General features: G+C 70.6%; 15 protein-coding genes. 7 read left to right on the top strand and 8 right to left on the bottom strand.

Annotation, left to right across the window (positions count from 1 at the left end):
- Positions 1 to 66: 66 nt before the first annotated feature.
- Complete coding sequence (gene pdxT / locus HNQ05_RS08905; protein WP_147145965.1) at positions 67 to 651, top strand: pyridoxal 5'-phosphate synthase glutaminase subunit PdxT; 585 nt, start codon at positions 67 to 69, stop codon at positions 649 to 651.
- 51 nt (positions 652 to 702) lie between these two features.
- On the opposite strand, the gene tpiA is transcribed toward pdxT, so the two are convergent.
- From tpiA to HNQ05_RS08875, 6 genes are all read right to left on the bottom strand, one after another.
- A complete protein-coding gene (gene tpiA, locus HNQ05_RS08900) occupies positions 703 to 1,473 on the bottom strand; it encodes a triose-phosphate isomerase (protein WP_147145967.1) in 771 nt (256 codons plus the stop codon).
- Positions 1,470 to 2,666, bottom strand: coding sequence for a phosphoglycerate kinase (locus HNQ05_RS08895; RefSeq protein WP_147145969.1), 1,197 nt, complete (start codon positions 2,664 to 2,666; stop codon positions 1,470 to 1,472). The genes tpiA and HNQ05_RS08895 overlap by 4 nt, the downstream gene beginning before the upstream one ends.
- A gap of 18 nt (positions 2,667 to 2,684) precedes the next feature.
- Positions 2,685 to 3,674 (bottom strand): type I glyceraldehyde-3-phosphate dehydrogenase, encoded by a 990-nt coding sequence (gap, locus tag HNQ05_RS08890; protein WP_147145971.1) that lies wholly within the window; start codon positions 3,672 to 3,674, stop codon positions 2,685 to 2,687.
- 101 nt (positions 3,675 to 3,775) lie between these two features.
- Positions 3,776 to 5,035: an ABC transporter substrate-binding protein gene (locus HNQ05_RS08885; protein WP_147145973.1), complete on the bottom strand. Its 1,260-nt coding sequence runs from the start codon at positions 5,033 to 5,035 to the stop codon at positions 3,776 to 3,778.
- 22 nt (positions 5,036 to 5,057) lie between these two features.
- Entirely contained in the window at positions 5,058 to 6,281 is a 1,224-nt protein-coding gene (locus HNQ05_RS08880; RefSeq protein ID WP_147145975.1) for a carbohydrate ABC transporter permease, read from the bottom strand.
- On the bottom strand, positions 6,271 to 7,509 hold the full coding sequence (locus tag HNQ05_RS08875; RefSeq protein ID WP_246104089.1) for a carbohydrate ABC transporter permease: 1,239 nt from the start codon (positions 7,507 to 7,509) through the stop codon (positions 6,271 to 6,273). Before HNQ05_RS08875 ends, HNQ05_RS08880 begins: the two co-directional genes overlap by 11 nt.
- Positions 7,510 to 7,597: 88 nt before the next feature.
- Here HNQ05_RS08875 and smpB point away from each other — a divergent pair, with 88 nt between their 5' ends.
- The 6 genes from smpB to cax are packed head-to-tail and all read left to right on the top strand — an operon-like array spanning position 7,598 to position 14,491.
- Positions 7,598 to 8,026, top strand: coding sequence for an SsrA-binding protein SmpB (smpB, locus tag HNQ05_RS08870; protein ID WP_147145977.1), 429 nt, complete (start codon positions 7,598 to 7,600; stop codon positions 8,024 to 8,026).
- Complete coding sequence (locus tag HNQ05_RS08865; RefSeq protein WP_147145979.1) at positions 8,017 to 9,339, top strand: N-acetylmuramoyl-L-alanine amidase family protein; 1,323 nt, start codon at positions 8,017 to 8,019, stop codon at positions 9,337 to 9,339. Before smpB ends, HNQ05_RS08865 begins: the two co-directional genes overlap by 10 nt.
- Positions 9,336 to 9,872: a GerMN domain-containing protein gene (locus tag HNQ05_RS08860; RefSeq protein WP_147145982.1), complete on the top strand. Its 537-nt coding sequence runs from the start codon at positions 9,336 to 9,338 to the stop codon at positions 9,870 to 9,872. The genes HNQ05_RS08865 and HNQ05_RS08860 overlap by 4 nt, the downstream gene beginning before the upstream one ends.
- Positions 9,869 to 10,198 (top strand): MazG-like family protein, encoded by a 330-nt coding sequence (locus HNQ05_RS08855; RefSeq protein ID WP_147145985.1) that lies wholly within the window; start codon positions 9,869 to 9,871, stop codon positions 10,196 to 10,198. The genes HNQ05_RS08860 and HNQ05_RS08855 overlap by 4 nt, the downstream gene beginning before the upstream one ends.
- Positions 10,188 to 13,430: an SMC hinge domain-related protein gene (locus tag HNQ05_RS08850; RefSeq protein WP_147145987.1), complete on the top strand. Its 3,243-nt coding sequence runs from the start codon at positions 10,188 to 10,190 to the stop codon at positions 13,428 to 13,430. The genes HNQ05_RS08855 and HNQ05_RS08850 overlap by 11 nt, the downstream gene beginning before the upstream one ends.
- Complete coding sequence (gene cax / locus HNQ05_RS08845) at positions 13,427 to 14,491, top strand: calcium/proton exchanger (protein ID WP_147145989.1); 1,065 nt, start codon at positions 13,427 to 13,429, stop codon at positions 14,489 to 14,491. The genes HNQ05_RS08850 and cax overlap by 4 nt, the downstream gene beginning before the upstream one ends.
- Here the strand turns inward: cax and HNQ05_RS08840 are convergent.
- Positions 14,456 to 14,839 carry an MmcQ/YjbR family DNA-binding protein gene (locus tag HNQ05_RS08840; RefSeq protein ID WP_147145991.1) on the bottom strand — a complete coding sequence of 128 codons (384 nt, stop codon included), beginning with the start codon at positions 14,837 to 14,839 and terminating at the stop codon, positions 14,456 to 14,458. The genes cax and HNQ05_RS08840 overlap by 36 nt on opposite strands.
- Positions 14,836 to 15,873 (bottom strand): tyrosine-type recombinase/integrase, encoded by a 1,038-nt coding sequence (locus HNQ05_RS08835; RefSeq protein ID WP_147145993.1) that lies wholly within the window; start codon positions 15,871 to 15,873, stop codon positions 14,836 to 14,838. The genes HNQ05_RS08840 and HNQ05_RS08835 overlap by 4 nt, the downstream gene beginning before the upstream one ends.
- Between the last annotated feature and the right edge of the window lie 34 nt (positions 15,874 to 15,907).

Raw genomic sequence — 15,907 nt, 5'->3', positions numbered from 1 at the left:
TTTTGCGAAGAACCCCCGCCGCGGCGGGGGTTCTCTTTTTCGCCCGGCGGCGCTAAGCTGGAGGGCGTGAGCGAGGCGAAGAACGTCGGTGTGCTGGCCCTTCAGGGCGATTTCCGTGAACACAAGCAGATGCTCGAGCGCCTGGGCGCGCGCGTACGCGAGGTGCGCCTGCCGGGGCACCTGGAGGGGCTGGGCGGCCTCGTCGTACCCGGGGGCGAGTCCACCACCATCGGCAAACTGGCCGCCGAGTACGGACTCGACGCCGCGGTGCGCGCGGCTTATCGGGCCGGAAACCTGGCCGTCTGGGGAACCTGCGCCGGGGCGATCTGGATGGCTCGGGAAATATTGGACTACCGGCAGCCCCACCTGGGGATCATGGACATCGCCGTGCGCCGCAACGCCTTCGGGCGCCAGGTGGACTCCTTCGAGGCGGACCTGGAGGTCGAGGGCCTCGACGCCCCCTTCCGCGCCGTCTTCATCCGCGCCCCCGAGATCGTACGGGTGGGGGAGGGGGTGCGGGTACGCGCTCGCTACCAGGGCCGCGTCGTCTTCGCGGAGCAGGACCGCCTCTGGGCCACCGCCTTTCACCCCGAGCTGACCGGCGACGACCGACTGCACCGCGAGTTCCTCGAGCGCCTCGTCGCCTCTTAGGACGCAAGAACGCCGGGGCCCGGGCCCCGGCGTCGTAACAGGCGCGGGAAGCTACCCCGCGGCTTCGACCATGGCGCTGAAGGAGGCCACCTCGAGGCTCGCGCCGCCGACGAGGCCGCCGTCCACGTCGGGGCCGGCCAGGATCTCGGCGGTGTTCGCGGGTTTCATCGAGCCGCCGTAGAGGATGCGGGTGCGCGCGGCCACGGCCTCGCCGAAGCGTTCGGCCAGAAAGCCGCGGATGGCGGCGGCCATGGCCTGGGCGTCGCCGGAGGAGGCCGTCTTGCCGGTGCCGATGGCCCAGACGGGCTCGTAGGCGATTACCAGCTCTTCGCCGGTCGCGAGCTCCACCCCTTCGAGGCTGCCTGCGAGCTGCTCGAGGGTGAAGGCCACCGCCCGCCCCGCCTCGCGCTCCTCGAGCCGCTCGCCGACGCAAAGGATGGGCACCAGGCCCGCTTCCATGGCGCGGCGCGCCTTGGCGGCCACGAGGGCGTCCGACTCGTTCCAGTAGGCGCGGCGCTCGCTGTGGCCCACGACGGCGTAGCGGCAGCCCAGGTCGGCCAGCTGCTCGGCGGCCACCTCGCCGGTGTAGGCGCCGAAGCTGTGCGCGGAAACGTCCTGCGCTCCCCAGGCGACGCCGCTGCCCGCAAGCTGCTCGGCGGCGACGGGTAGGAGGGGGAACGAGGGCAGCAGGGCCACCTCGACGGCCGCCCGGCCGCCGCCTTGCAGCGCGGGGTTGGCCTCCAGGAACTCCGCGAACCAGACGCGGGCTTCGCTGGGCGTCTTGTGCATCTTCCAGTTGCCGGCGAGCAGCGGGGTCCTCACGGGGCCACCTCCTCGGGGCTGAGGCCGCCCAGGGCCTCGATGCCGGGAAGGGTACCGCGCTCCAGGAACTCCAGGCTCGCCCCGCCGCCGGTGGAGACGTGGCTGAAGCGGTCGGCGTAGCCCAGGCGGCGCACCGCGGCCACCGAGTCGCCGCCGCCGACCACGGTGTAGGCCTCGAGCGCGGCGAGGGCTTCGGCCACGGCCAGGGTGCCGGCGTCGAACGGGGGCGTCTCGAAGACGCCCATCGGGCCGTTCCAGAAGACGGTGCGCGCCCCGGCGAGCGCGGAGGTGAAGGCCTCGCGGGTAGCGGGGCCGATGTCGAGCCCCATCCAGCCCTCGGGCACGGCGTCCGCGGGCACGACCCGGGTTTCGGCGTCCTCGCGGATCGCCCGCGCCGCCACCACGTCGGAGGGCAAGAGCAGCGGCTTGTTGAGCTCGCGGGAGCGTTCCAGAAGCCGCAGGGCGAGCTCGAGCTTGTCGTCCTCGACGAGGCTCGCGCCCACCCGGCCGCCCGCCGCCTTGAGGAAGGTGAAGGCCATCGCGCCGCCGATGGCCATGCCGTCCACCCGCGGCAGCAGGCTCTCGATCACCCCGATCTTGTCCGAGACCTTGGCGCCGCCCAGCACCACCCAGAAGGGCCGCTCGGGGTGGTGCAGCAGCCGCCCCAGCGCCTTGACCTCTTTTTCCATCAGCAACCCGGCGTAGCTGGGCAGCTCCCGGGCCACCCCCACCACCGAGGCGTGCTCGCGGTGGGCGCTGCCGAAGGCGTCGAGGACGAAGGCGTCGCCCAGCCGGGCGTAGGCGCGGGCGAGCACGGGGTCGTTCTTCTTCTCGCCCGGCTCGAAACGGACGTTCTCGAGGAGGGCCACCTCGCCGGCGGCCAGGCCGGCCACCGCCTCGCGGGTGGCCTCGGACGAGGGCAGCGAGGGCACGAAACGCACGGGTCTCCCGAGCAGTACCTCGAGCGTCCGCGCCACCGGGGCCAGGCTGAAGGCGGGGTCCACCCCCTTGGGGCGCCCCAGATGGCTCATCAGCACCAGCGAAGCGCCGCCCGCGAGCAGGCGCTCGAGCGTCGGCAGGCTGGCGCGGATGCGGGTGTCGTCCCGCACCCGCCCTTCCTGGAGCGGGACGTTGTAGTCGACGCGGACCAGCACCCGTTTGCTATGGGGATCCAACTCCTTGAGCGTGCGCAAGGCGCACCTCCCTTGGGCTCAGATCTGCTTTCCGACGAGCTCCACCAGGTCGGCGACGCGGGTCGAGTAGCCCCACTCGTTGTCGTACCAGGTGTAGACCTTGACCAGGTTGTCGATCGCCTTGGTGAAGGGGGCGTCCACGATCGTCGAGTAGGAGCTGCCGACGATGTCGTGCAGCACGATTTCTTCTTCGTTGTACCCGAGGATGCCCTTCAGTTCCCCCTCCGAGGCGGCCTTCAGCGCAGCGTTGACCTCTTCGGCGGTCACGCTCTTCGCCAGCACCGCGGTGATGTCGCTGATCGAGCCCGTAGGCGTGGGCACCCGCAAAGCGGCGCCGTCGAAGCGGCCCGCGAGCTGGGGCAGCACGATCCCGGTGGCCTTGGCCGCGCCGGTGGTCGTGGGGATGATGTTGATCGCAGCGGCGCGGGCGCGGCGCAGGTCCTTGTGGGGCAGGTCGAGGATGCGCTGGTCGTTGGTGTAGGAGTGCACCGTCGTCATCATCGAGCGTTTGACGCCGAAGGCCTCGTCGAGCACCTTCATGACCGGCGCCAGCGAGTTGGTGGTGCAGGAGGCGTTGGAGATGATCCGGTGCTCGGGTTTGAGGTCGCCCTCGTTGACGCCGATGACCACGGTGACGTCGGGGTCCTTGGCCGGCGCGGTGATAATCACCTTCTTGGCCCCCGCCTTCAGGTGCTTGCTCGCGCCCTCACGGTCGCGGAAGACGCCGGTGGACTCGATCACCACGTCCACGTCCATCTCGCCCCAGGGCAGCTCTTCGGGGTTGCGGGTGGCCGTCGCATGGATCTTCTTGCCGTCCACGATGATGAATTCGTCGTCGTAGCTCACCTCGCCCGGGAATCTGCCGTAGACCGAGTCGTACTTGAGCAGGTGGGCCAGGGTCTTGTTGTCGGTGAGGTCGTTGACGAGGACGACGTCGAGGCCGCGCTCGTGCATGATGCGGAAGACCTGCCTGCCGATCCTGCCGAATCCGTTGATGCCAATTTTCATGGTGTGCCTCCTTTGGGCGTTCCTTATCGGCAAAACGCCTGCCATCTCCACTATAGCGCCCCCGTGGCGGAGCCGCCACGGGGGCCGGTCTGGGGCGGAGTTTAGCGGATCTTGCCGGAAAGCAGGTCTTCGACCTGTTTCTGGGCCTTGTCCAGAGCTTCCTTCGGCGTGGCCTTACCCAGGACGGCCTCGGTGATGGCCTGACCCAGGATGTCGAAGCGGATCTGCTCCCACTCGGGAATGGCCGGTTCGAAGGCGGCGTAGTTGGCCTGGTCGATCACGACCTGGAAGTCGGGGTTTTCCATCAGGTGGTCCTGGAGCACCGGTTCGTCGACCGCCTTGAGGTTGATCGGCACGTAGCCGGTGGCGGCGGCGAAGAGGGCCTGGGCCTTGGGACCGCTGACGAAGTTGAGGAACTGGAACGCGACCGCCTGCTGTTTGGCGTCCACGTCCTTGAAGACGATCAGGTTGGTGCCCTGCACCAGACCGTAGCCGGGGTGCTCGGCCGTACCCGGCAGCGTGGCGATGCCCAGGTCGAACTTGGCGGCGCGCAGGTAGTAGGAGTAGCCCGCGGAGGAGTCGGTCGAGAAGCCGTAGACGCCCTTACCGAAGTTCTGGTTGATGTAGCCCGAGGTGATCGGCTTGGCCCAGCCGTCCTTGACGCCCTGGACCAGGGTTTCCAGCGCTTTGACGCCCTCGGGGCTGTTGACCACGACCTTGCCGTCGTGCAGGTAGCGGCCGCCCATGTTGAAGAACCAGTAGGCGTAGGTCGAGGTGTCGGGGCGGAACCAGTAGACGGGCTCGCCTTCGGCCTCCGAGATCTTCTTGGCGGCGGCGATGAAGCCGTCGAGCGTCCCCGGAACCTCAATTCCGTGCTTGCTGAGCAGGTCGCGGTTGAAGTAGAGGATCTGCACCGACTTGTTGAAGGGCAGCCCGTAGAGCTTGCCGTCGAACTTGACCGCGTTCACGAAGAAGGGGTTGAGGTCGGCCAGGTGTTCGAGCTTGCCGTCGAGCGGCAGCAGCGCGTCGGCCTCGAGGTAGAGGGCGATGTTGTTCTCGAACGCCTGGGCCATCGCCGGGAGGTTGCCCGCGGCGAAGGCGGCCTTGATCTTGGTGGACAAGTCGCGGTAACCGCCCTGGCTGATGGGGCGCACGCAGCCCTGGCCGGCGTTCATCTTGTTGAACTCGACGGCCAGGTTCTCGAGCGCGGCGCGCGGCGCGCCGCCGCGGAAGCCGTGCCACAACTCGGCCACCACGGGGGCCTTCTCGCACTGGGCCTTGATCACGTCCTCGGCCTTCTGCTGGGCGAGCGCCAGCCCGGCCACCGCCAGCAACGTCAGCAGCACAGTCGCTTTCTTCATACCCACCTCCTCGTCCTTTCCCTTACTTGATACCACTCCGCGCGATGCCTTGAATGAAATGGCGTTGCGCGAAGAAGTAACCGAGCACGATCGGCAGGATGGCCATGGTGGAGGCGGCCATCAGCTGACCGTAGTCGCTGCCGGCCTCGCCGATGAAGGCCTGCAGCCCCACCTGGATGGTGCGCATCTCCGGGCTCTGGGTGACGATCAGCGGCCAGAGCAGCGCGTTGTAAGCGCCGAGGAAGGCGAAGATGCCGTAGGTGACGAGGCCCGGAACCGCCAGCGGGAAGGCGATGCGCCAGAGCATCCCCCAGTAGCTGGCGCCGTCGATGCGGGCGGCGTCGAAGAGGTCCTGCGGCAGCGAGAGGAAGAACTGCCGCAGCAGGAAGATGCCGAAGACCGAGGCCAGCCAGGGCACGATCAGCGCGTAGAAGGTGTCGAGCCAGCCGAGTTTCGCCAGCAGGATGTAGTTGGGAATGAGCAGCACCTCGCCGGGAATCATCATCGTGGCCACGAAGAGCAGGAAGACGGCCTCCCGGCCGGGGAAACGGATGCGGGCGAAGGCGAAGGCGGCCATCGTGGCGATGATCAGCCCGCCCAGGACCTGGGTGCCGGCGGTGAAGAAGGAGACGAAGAAGTAGCGGGCGAAGGGGGCGGCGTGCCAGGCCTCGCGGTAGTTGTGGAAGAGGTAGCCGAAGAGGCCGGGGCTGACGTTGACCCATTCCAGCCGCCAGTAGCCCCGCTGCGAGCGTACGGCGTCCGGAGGCAGCTCGGCGCGGAACTTCCCGGCGTCCTTGGGGATCCAGACGACGAGCGGCAGGGTGGTGAACCGCTGGGTGCCCGCGTTCTCGAGCACGATCTTCCAGCCGCCTTCGGCGGGTTCGATGCGGATGCGCGTCGACTCGCTGCGCGGGTCGCTGAAGACGGCCGGCGGCTTGGGGACGCGCGCCCGGGGACGGCCGGCTCCCGGATCCTCGACGCGGAGGTGCAGGGTCACCGTCCGGCCCGGGGCGAACCCGCCCCACCAGGGACGGTCGCCCTCGGCGCCCAGGCGCCAGGCGGTGCGCCAGTTGGCGGGCTGGATGCGCTCGGGGAACCAGATCGGCGCAGCCTGCTGGGCCTCCTGGGGGCTTTTCACGCTGGTGGCGATCATCCAGTAGAAGGGGAAGGCCATGACGACCGCGCCGGCGGTGAGGACCGCGTAGATGAAGATCCGCCCCAGCAGGTGGCGCAGCCTAGTGTTCATAGGTCACCCTCCGCTCGAGCACCCGGCGCTGGATCAGGGTGAGCACCAGAATGATGACGAACATCGTGACCGCGAGCGCCGAGGCGTAGGAGAAGTCGGAGTCGCGGAAGCCCTTGTTGTAGAGGTACATGGCGACGGTGAGCGTGTCGTTGAGCACCCCGCCGGTGGGCGTCATCACGTAGACTTGGGTGAAGACCTGGAACGCCCCGATCAGGCCGATGATCGCCAGGAAGAAGGTGGTGGGGGAGAGCAGCGGCCAGGTGATGTGCCGCTGCATCTGCCACCAGCCCGCGCCGTCGAGCTCGGCCGCCTCGTAGTACTGCGCCGGGATGGACTGCAGCCCGGCGAGCAGGATCACGACGTTGTAGCCGAGGAAGTGCCAGACGGTCATGATCATGATCGCGGTGAAGGCCACGCTGGGCCCGGCCCAGAAGCCGCTCAGCTGGACGCCCAGGGGCGCGAGGGCCAGGGCGAAGATGCCGTCGGGGGTGTGCAGCCAGTCGAGGCCCGGGGTGCCCAGCAGCCAGTTGAGGAAGCCGAACTCGGGGTGGTAGATCCACTGCCAGACGGCGGCGGCGGCGGTCAGGGCGGTGATGTAGGGCAGGAAGTAGATCGTGCGGTAGAGCCCCAGGCCGCGGATGCGTTCGTTGAGCAGCACCGCGACCACGGTGCCGAGGAGGATCCCGGTGGGCACGGTGAGCACCACATACCAGAAGGTGTTGGAAAGCGCGCGCCAGAAGAGCGGGTCCCTCCAGAGGATCTCGTAGTTGAGCAGACCCACGAAGCGGCTCTCGCCGATGAAGTTGAAGCGGTCGAAGAGGCTGATCCAGAGCGCGAAGAAGCTGGGGAAGATGTTCCAGATCAGCATCAGGGCGAGGGCGGGCCAGACGAAGACCCAGCCCCAGAACGCCGCGGCGTCGCGTTCGGGCAGGCGGTCGCGGCTGCCGGCGTAGGCCAGGAAGACCCCCACGAGGGCGAGCGCGTCGAGGGCCGGCGGCAGCCATACCCCCGCGGCCATGGCCGCGGCGAAGAGCCCGAGGCCCGCCCAGGTCACGACGCCGCCGGGCAGCACCCTGGCCGCGGCGTACGCGGCCGCGGGCCCCGCCAGCGCGAAGGCCAGAAAAAGCGCGCCCATGGGGGCGCGGACGATCTGGTACTGGGTGCTGAGGTGCAGCAGCCCCGAAAAAACGGCCAAGGCTAGGAGTCCGGGGAAGGCGTAGGTTCGCACCAACTGCAGTATACCCAGTCCATGGAAGGGGCGTGGGGTCGCGCCACGGTTCAGCCGACCTTCATGCGCCCGCGGGTAAAATGGTGGGGTGCTCGAGAACCGCAAGGCGCGCCACGAATACGAGATCCTCGAAACCTACGAGGCGGGGATCGCCTTGAAGGGCACCGAGGTCAAGTCGGTCCGGGCCGGCAAGGTGGACTTCACGGGAGCGTTCGCGCGCTTCGACAACGGCGAGCTCTGGCTCGAAGACCTCTACATCGCGCCGTACGAGAAAGGGTCGTACAGCAACCACGAACCCCGACGCCGCCGCAAGCTGCTGCTGCACCGCCACGAGCTGAACAAGCTGCGCGGCCGGGTCGAGCAGAAGGGGCTGACGCTGGTCCCGCTCAAGATCTACTTCAACGAGCGGGGTTACGCCAAGGTGCTGCTGGCGCTGGCGCGCGGGAAGCGCGACTACCAGAAGAAACAAGACGACAAGAAACGCGCCGTGGAACGGGAGTTGGAAAAGTGGTACTGAAACGCCTTGCCCTGGCGCTCGCTCTGCTCCTGAACGCCGCCTTCGCCCAGTCCGAGAAGCCGCTGCTGGCCGGCGGCACCCTCCTCACCGCGGTGTATCCGGGCGACTTCGGGGTCTCCTACGTCGAGGCGCAGCCGTTCGCCCGCGCCTTGGGGTTGCTCTACTGGCAGGGCCAGGGGCAGCTGATCCTGGGGCTGGGTCCCCGCCGCCTTCGCTACGTGGCCACACCGGTGCCGGCTTCCAAGACGGCGCTCAAGAAGCTGGTGACCGCCGAGCAGCCGCCGGCGCTGCGCGACGGCGACCGGGTCCTGATTCCGCTGCGCGCGACCTCGCGGGCGCTGGGAGCGCTGTACAGCGGCAGCGAAACCTCGCTGAGGGTGTTGCTGCCCGAAGCCTCGTTGCGCGGCCTCAGCCACCGCGTCGAAAACGGCCGCGACGTCCTGGTGCTGAGGCTGGACCGCGACCTCAACGCCGCGCCGGCGGGCGCGGGGAGCTGGTGGCTGCTGGGACTGCGCGCCGAGGAGCAGGTACGGGAGGTGCAGGGGCTGTACCTCAGCCGCATCCGCTTCGAACCCGGCCCCTACGGCGCGCGCCTCGTGCTGGAAGGGTCCGAGGGCTGGCCGGTGGAGGTGGCCTACTTCCCGTCGGAGGTGCGGCTCTACGTGGGGCCGCCGGCTCAACCGGCCACCGACCGCCGCCCGCTGGTGGTGCTCGATCCCGGGCACGGCGGCGGCGACGACGGGGTGCGCTACGGCAACCTCGCCGAGAAGACGATCGTCCTGAAGGTGGCCCGAGAGGCGGCGCAGCGCCTGCGGCGGCTTGGTTACCGCGTCGTGCTGACCCGCGACGGCGACGAGAACCCCAGCGTCTACACCCGGGCGCAATGGGCGGCCAAGGCCGACGTCTTCATCAGCCTGCACGTCGCTGGCAGCCCGGCGGTGCCGCCCGGTCCCGTGCTCTACCGCTACGCGGGCAGCCGCCCCGACGTCCCCGTCTTCGTTGCGCGGGCGCGGACCCTGCTGGACCGGGGCGGCTTCCAACCGGTACTGCGCCGCTTCGCGCGCTCCTCCGGTGAAGTCGCGGCGCTCAGCGACGCCGTGGAAGAGGCGTTCGGGCGCATCGGTCTGAGCGCGCGGCGGGCCGAGACGCCGCTCTACCTCCTCGAGCACGCGCCCGGCGCGGCGCTGCTCGTAGAGCTGGGTTCGCTCACCGACGCCAACGACCGCGCCCGCCTCGGCAACGCGGCGCAGCAAAGCGCCTACGCGCAGGTCATCGTCCGCGCGGTGGCGCGCTTCCTGGGAGGCCAGCCTTGAAACGCTACCTGACGCTTTGGAACGTGCTCGGCTTGTTGCTGCTCCTCGTAGGGGTCGCCGTCTACCTGGCGAGCAGCCCCGCCCGGCAGAGCGGCGTCGTCAACCTGCCCACCGAGCAGGTGGAGCCGGAGGTCCCCCGCGAGGTTGAACTGCGCCTCTACTTCGCCAAGAACGACGCTACGGGCTTCCTGATCGAGAAACGCAAGGTCACCCTCGCGCCCGGAGAGTCCGCCTACCAGCGCGCCCTCGACGAGCTGGTGGCCGGTCCGACCCAGGGCGCCGCCCCCATCGTCCCCTCGGGTTTCCCCGCGCCCACCGTCTTCGTGCGCGGCACCACCGCCTACGTCGACCTGCCGGAGCGGTACGGCCGCCTGGGCTACGGCACCACCGGGGAGACGCTGCTCGTCTACGGCATGGCCTACACGGTGCTGGACCAGGGGCCGGTCGAGGAGGTGCGCTTCCTCTACCGCGGCCAGCCCGCGGCGACTCTGGGGCATTTGTCGTTGCTCGAGCCGATCCGGAGAGCGCGGTGAGCCGGCTTCAGGAGCGCGTCCACCGCTTCGATGCGGACCGCGGCTGGGAGCGCGTCCGCCCCGAGCACACCTACCTGCACCTGATGGAGGAGCTCGGCGAGGTGGCCCGCGAGCTGCTGCGGCGGGCGGCCTACAAGGAAGGAACGCCCAACCTGACCGAAGAGCTGGCCGACGCCGGGTTACTCTTGTACAAGCTGGCCGACCAGCTTGGCATCGATCTCGAAGCCGCGATGCTGCGCAAGCTGGAAGCGAACGAGGCGCGCTACCCGCTGGCTTCGTCGCGGGAGGCCCTGAAGCGCTACCTCGCCCACGACGATGAAGATTGAACGCCTGACCCTGCACGGATTCAAATCGTTCGCCGACCGCGTGGAACTCCACTTCGACCGCGGGATCTCGGGCGTCATCGGTCCCAACGGCTCGGGCAAGAGCAACGTCGTCGAGGCAATCCGCTTCGTCATGGGCTCGCGGGCGCGGGCGCTGCGGGCGCGCGAGGCGGAGGCGCTGATCTTCCACGGCGGCGACGGCCGCAAGCCCATGCCCTTCGCCGAGGTGGAGCTGGTGCTCCGCGACGGGCGCGAGCGCTACGTGGTCAGCCGCCGCATCGACCGCTCCGGCGACCAGGACGTACGGCTCAACGGCAAGCGGGCCACCTTTCGCCAGATCGAGCGCGTGCTCGCCGGGACGGGGCTGGGAAAAAACGCACATGCGCTGGTCGGGCAGGGGGAGGTCGCGGGCATCCTGGAGTCTTCGCCCGACGCCCTGCTCGAACGGCTCGAAGACGCCGCCGGCCTCAGGGTCGTGACCCTGGCGCTGCGGGAGACCCGGCAGCGGCTCGAGCGCGCGGCGCGGCACCTGGAGACGCTGCGCGAGCAGCACGCGGGCCGGCTGGCCGAGAAGGCGCGGCTCACCGCCGAAGCCGAGGAGGCGCGGCGCGCCGAGGCGCTGGCCCGGGAGCGGCTCGCGGTGCAGCGCGGGTTGTTTCGGGCGCGACGGCGCGCCCTCGAAGAGGAGATTGGGCGGCTGAAGCGGCGCCTCGAGGAGCTGGAGGAGGCGCGCGTGGAAGCCGAGAAGGAGCGCCTGGCCGCCCAGGGGCGCGGCGAGTCGCTCGAGCGCGAGCGCTCCGCCGTCGGCGAGGCCTTCGCCCGGGTGCAGGCGCGCCACGCCGCCCTGGAAAGCGAACGCGGCTTTCTCGAGCGCGAGCGCCTGCAGCTGCGCAGCACCCTCGAGCGGCTGGCGGCCGAGCGAAGCCGCCTCGACGAGGAGGCCGCGCGCCTGGCGCAGCTAAAGCCGCCCGAACCCCCGACGCCGCCCGGCCCCGAGGCGGAACGGGAGCGCCTGCTCGCCGAAGACGAGGAGCTGGCACGCGAGGTCCGCCGGGCCGAGGAGGCCGTGCGGGCTGCGGAGCAGGCTTACGCGCAGCAGCAGCGCGCTTTTCGGGAATACCGCGAGGTGCTGGCGCGCTACGAAGCCGCGCGGGACGCCCACGCGCTCGCGCGGAAGGAGCGGGAGCGCTGGGAGCGGGTGCTGGCGGAGGCCGAGCGCGACCTGAAGGAGGCGCGGACGGCGCGGGACGAGGCCGCCGCCCAGGACGCGGAGCTGCGGGCGGCGCTGGCCGAGCTGCAGGAACGGGCGGGCCGCCTGCGGGCCGAGCTCGAGGCCGCCCGGCGCGAGGCCGATCGGCTGGAAAAACTGGTGGCCGGGGGTTCCGATCTCGCCGAGGGGCCGCGCAGGCTCGCGCGCTGGCGCCCCGCAGGCATGCTCGGGGTGGTGGCCGACCTGCTCGAGGTCCCCCCGGGCCTGGAGGCCGCCGCCGAGGCCGCTCTGGGCGCCCGCATCCAGTGGGTGCTCATGGAGGACGAGCGCTCCCTGCGAGAGGCCGTGGCGCGCCTGAAGCGCGAGGGCGGGCGGGCCACCCTGCTGGCGCGGGACCTGGCCCGCCCCCGCACCGGCGACCTGGGCCCCTGGCTCGGGCGCGAAGGGGTGGTCGGGGCCGCCCGGGAACTCTTCGCGATCCGCGGTGAGCGCAAGCTGACCGACGCCCTTTTCGGGGACACCCTGGTCGTCGAAGACCTTGACGTGGCGCTGGCGCTGGCGCGGGAGAAGCGGCGCGTGCGCATGGTTACGCTGGCCGGCGAGGTGGTCGAACCCCTGGGCTCGGTCAGCGGGGGCCGGGCCGGGCGCGGCGGCGGCGCGCGCTTGGAGCTGCGCGGCCGCCTGCGCAGGATCAAGGGCGAGCGGGACGAAGCCGAGGCCGAACTGCGCCGCAGCGAGGCGCGCATCGCCGAGATCGAGGCCGCCCGGGCGGCCCTCGAACTCGGCCGGTTGGACGAGCGCCTGCGCCGCCTGCACGCCGAACGCGATGCGGCGGCACGCGCCCTCGAGCGTCTTCCAGAGCCGGCCGCGCCGCCCGAACCGCCCGAGCCCGTCGCCGAGCCCGACGCCGGGCCGCTGGAGGCCGCGCGGCGACGCCTGGAAGTCCTGGGCGTACGCCGGGCCGAGCTCGAGGAGCGGCTCGAGGCCTGGAAGGAGCACGACCGTGCCGTCGTCAACCACCGTCTGGCCCAGGAACGCTACGAGGAGCGGCAGGAGCGTCTGGCCGCCCTGCGCGGGCGCGCGGAGGGGCTGGACCGGGAGCGGGGCCGCTTGGAGGAGCGCCTGGGAGAGGTCGAGGTGCGCCTGGGCGAGCTGGCGCGCGAGCAGGAGGCGCTCGGCCTCGAAGACCTTCGGGGCCGCGTGAACGCGCTCGAGGCGGAGGCCCGGGAGGCCAAGGCCCGGCAGCAGGCGTGGCTCGAGCGGCTGGCCGCGGTCGCCGGCGAGACCGAAGAGGCGCGGCTGCTGCTCGCCCGCCGCGAAGCCACGCTGGAAGAGGTGCTGCGCGAGGGGTCCGAGCTGCCCCCGGGCGAACACGTCGAGGGCTCGGTACGCAAGCTGCAGCTGCGCTTGCGCGAGATCGAGCGGGAACTCGAAGGCCTGGGGCCCGTCAACCACCGGGCGGCCCAGGCCCTGGAGCAGCTGCAGGCGGAGCTGGGCGAGGTGGAGCGCGCACTCGCCGAGGCGGAGGAGGCGGCGCAGAGGCTCACCCTCGAAACCGAGGAGCTGCGCGAGGCCTACGACCGCCAGCTGCAGGAGGCCTTCGTCCGTTTTCGCGAGCGGTTCGCCTACTACGGCCGCGCCCTCTTGGGGGGGCTGGCCGATGTCAAACTGGACGAGGAGGGGCTGCACCTCGTGGTTCAGCCGCAGGGCAAGCGCACCCGTGACCTGCGGCTGCTCTCGACCGGCGAGAAGACGATGGGCGCCCTGGGCTTCCTCTTCGCGCTCGCCGAGGTAGGGGAGGGGAGCCTGCCCATCGCCGTTCTCGACGAGGTGGACGCTCCCTTGGACGAGTCCAACATCCTGCGCTTCGTCGGCTTCCTGCGCGACTTCGCCCGCCAGCGGCAGTTCATCCTGGTCACCCACCAGAAACGCACGATGGAGGCCTGCGACGTGCTGTGGGGCGTGACCAACCGCGGCGGGGCCAGCCTGGTCTACAGCCTGCGGCGCGAAGAGGCGGGGTCATGAGCTGGCGCGGCTACGCCCTGATCGCGGTCTCCCTCGCGCTGGCGGCGGAGTACCTGAACTGGGGCGGGGTCTGGGTCTTTCTGCTGTCCGCGTTCGCACTGCTGCCGCTCGCCGCCTGGATGGGTCGCGCCACCGAGGAGCTGGCCGCGCGCGCGGGCAGCACCGCCGGCGGCCTGCTCAACGCCACCTTCGGCAACGCCGCGGAGCTCATCATCGCGGTCATCGCCCTGAACGCGGGCAAGGTCGAGGTCGTCAAGGCCTCGATCTCGGGCTCCTTGCTCTCCAACCTGCTCCTGGTGCTGGGGCTTTCCATCCTGCTGGGAGGTCTGCGGCACCACCGGCAGCGCTTCAACGCCCAGGCGGCGGGCCTGCTCACCACGTTGCTCACCCTCGCCCTCGTCGCCTTCATGCTGCCCGCCTTCTTCGACCTGGCGGAGCGCACCTTCTTCGGGGTGCGCGACCCGGCGCTGCCCGACGCCGCCTACAGCCTGGCCGTGGCCGGGGTGTTGATCACCGTCTACCTGGCCAACCTCTGGTTCTCGCTGGTCACCCACCGCGACCTCGTCGGCGGGCTGGAGGAAAGGCACGCGCCCGAGTGGAGCCCCGGCCTCGCCGTGGCCGTGCTGCTCGCCTCGACGGTCGGCGTCGCCGTGGTCTCAGAGCTGCTCGTGGGCAACATCGAGGCGGCCACGGAGTCGCTCGGCCTCTCCGAGTTCTTCGTGGGGATCATCGTGATTCCGCTCGTGGGCAACGCCGCCGAGCACCTGGCGGCGGTCTCCTTCGCGGTGCGCAACAAGATGGACCTGGCCGTCCAGATCGCGGTGGGCTCAAGCCTGCAGATCGCGCTGCTGGTGGCGCCGATCCTGGTCATCTGGGGCTGGGCGGTGGGGCGGCCCTTCGACCTCGTCTTCCACAACCCGCTCGAGATCGCCGGGCTGGCCGCCTCCATCGTGATCACCAACGCGGTGGTGCGCGACGGCGAGACCCACTGGCTCGAAGGCGTGATGCTCCTCGGGGTCTACGCGCTACTCGGCTTCGCCTTCTTCTACACCCCGCGCTAGCGCCGCGCGGATGCGGCGGGGAAGACCCGCGAGCACGCGCGCGTAGCTGTGGTCGATCAGCTCCTCCACCAGCGGCCGGGGGAGGGTGCCGTCGAGCACCAGGGTGTTCCAGTGCCGCTTGTTCATGTGGTAGCCGGGGAGGACGTGCTCGGGGTAGCGCGCCCGCAGCTCGAGCGCCCGTTCGGGGTCGCACTTGAGGTTGAGGCGCACGGGGTCGGCGCGCAGGCTGGTGAGCAGGAAGATCTTCCCGGCCACCTTGAGGGTCAGGGTCTCGAAGTCGAAGGGGAAGTCCTCGCGCACCCCGGGAAGCCGGCGCGCATGGTCGAGAACGTCCTGAAGCAGGGTCACGCCTCGTCCTCCAGCCGGTCCACCGCGTCGCGCAACCCCTCCAGGTCCATCTTGGCGTAGATGGCGCTGGTGTTGACGTTGGCGTGCCCGAGCAGGCGCGCGGTGACGTGCAGGTCCCCGGTGGCGCGGTAGAAACGGGTGCCCGCGGTGTGGCGCAGCATGTGGGCGCCGCGGTAGCGGGGAGGGAAGCCCAGCTCTTCGTAGTAGCGCGCCAGCCGCTTGCGCAGCAGGCTGGCCGACAAACGCTGGCCGCGGTTCTTGCGGCCGCCGGTGTTGACGAAGAGGGCGCTCTCGCCGGGCTCGGCGTAGGCGCGGCGCAGCCGCCGCCAGTCGCGCAGTTCGGCGGCCAGCGCGCGCGTGATCGGAACCGTGCGCTGTTTGCCGCCCTTGCCCGAGCGCACCACGAGCAGCCGCTCGGCGTCCAGCAGGTCGGCCTCGTCTAAGTGAATGACTTCACTAATGCGCAGCCCCGCCTCGGCCATCAGCCGCACCATCGCGCGGTCGCGGAGCTTGCCGGCGTCGTCGGGGTCGTCCAGGTGTTCGAGCAGCCGGCGGTAGAGCTCCAGCGGCAGCGCCGGACGGCGCTCCTCGCGGGGCGTGGGGTCGGCGGGGGCGTGCACGTCGTCCGGGGCCACCGCGGCGCCGGCCCACTCCAGCGCCCGGTAGAAGGCGCGCACGCCCGCCAGGTAGGTGGCCACGCTGGCGGGCTTGAGGGGCCGGGCGTTCTCGGGCAGGTGGCCGCCGGTCGTCTGCAGCTCGCTCAGGTAGCGGTCGAGGTCGTCGCCCGTGACCTTGAGGAGCGGCACCCGGGGTCCGGGCGCGCCCTCGGGCCAGGCCCAGGCCAGGTAGTCGCGCAGCGCGGTGCGGTAGGTGCGCAGCGTTTCCGGGCTGACGAGCGCCTTTTTACGGCCCTTGAGGAAGAGGTAGGCCTCGAGCAGCTCGATGAGCCGCGCCTCGTCGCGCTCGTGCGCGGCCTTCACCGCCCAGAGCCGCCGCTTGGCGGGGTCGGACCAGTTGGCGAGGGGTTCGAGCATGCCCCAAGATACCATATTCCTGTTAAGGGATATT

The organism is Oceanithermus desulfurans (genome assembly GCF_014201675.1).
GTDB lineage: Bacteria > Deinococcota > Deinococci > Deinococcales > Marinithermaceae > Oceanithermus > Oceanithermus desulfurans.
The sequence above is the reverse complement of the archived record's forward strand: the minus strand, read 5'-3'. Positions and strand labels throughout refer to the sequence as shown.

Bases quoted from the DNA above. Each gene is read 5' to 3' on its own strand.
- gap (WP_147145971.1), bottom strand. From the start codon at position 3,674: ATGAAAATTGGCATCAACGGATTCGGCAGGATCGGCAGGCAGGTCTTC.
- HNQ05_RS08885 (WP_147145973.1), bottom strand. From the start codon at position 5,035: ATGAAGAAAGCGACTGTGCTGCTGACGTTGCTGGCGGTGGCCGGGCTG.
- HNQ05_RS08880 (WP_147145975.1), bottom strand. From the start codon at position 6,281: ATGAACACTAGGCTGCGCCACCTGCTGGGGCGGATCTTCATCTACGCG.
- HNQ05_RS08850 (WP_147145987.1), top strand. From the start codon at position 10,188: ATGAAGATTGAACGCCTGACCCTGCACGGATTCAAATCGTTCGCCGAC.
- cax (WP_147145989.1), top strand. From the start codon at position 13,427: ATGAGCTGGCGCGGCTACGCCCTGATCGCGGTCTCCCTCGCGCTGGCG.
- HNQ05_RS08835 (WP_147145993.1), bottom strand. From the start codon at position 15,873: ATGCTCGAACCCCTCGCCAACTGGTCCGACCCCGCCAAGCGGCGGCTC.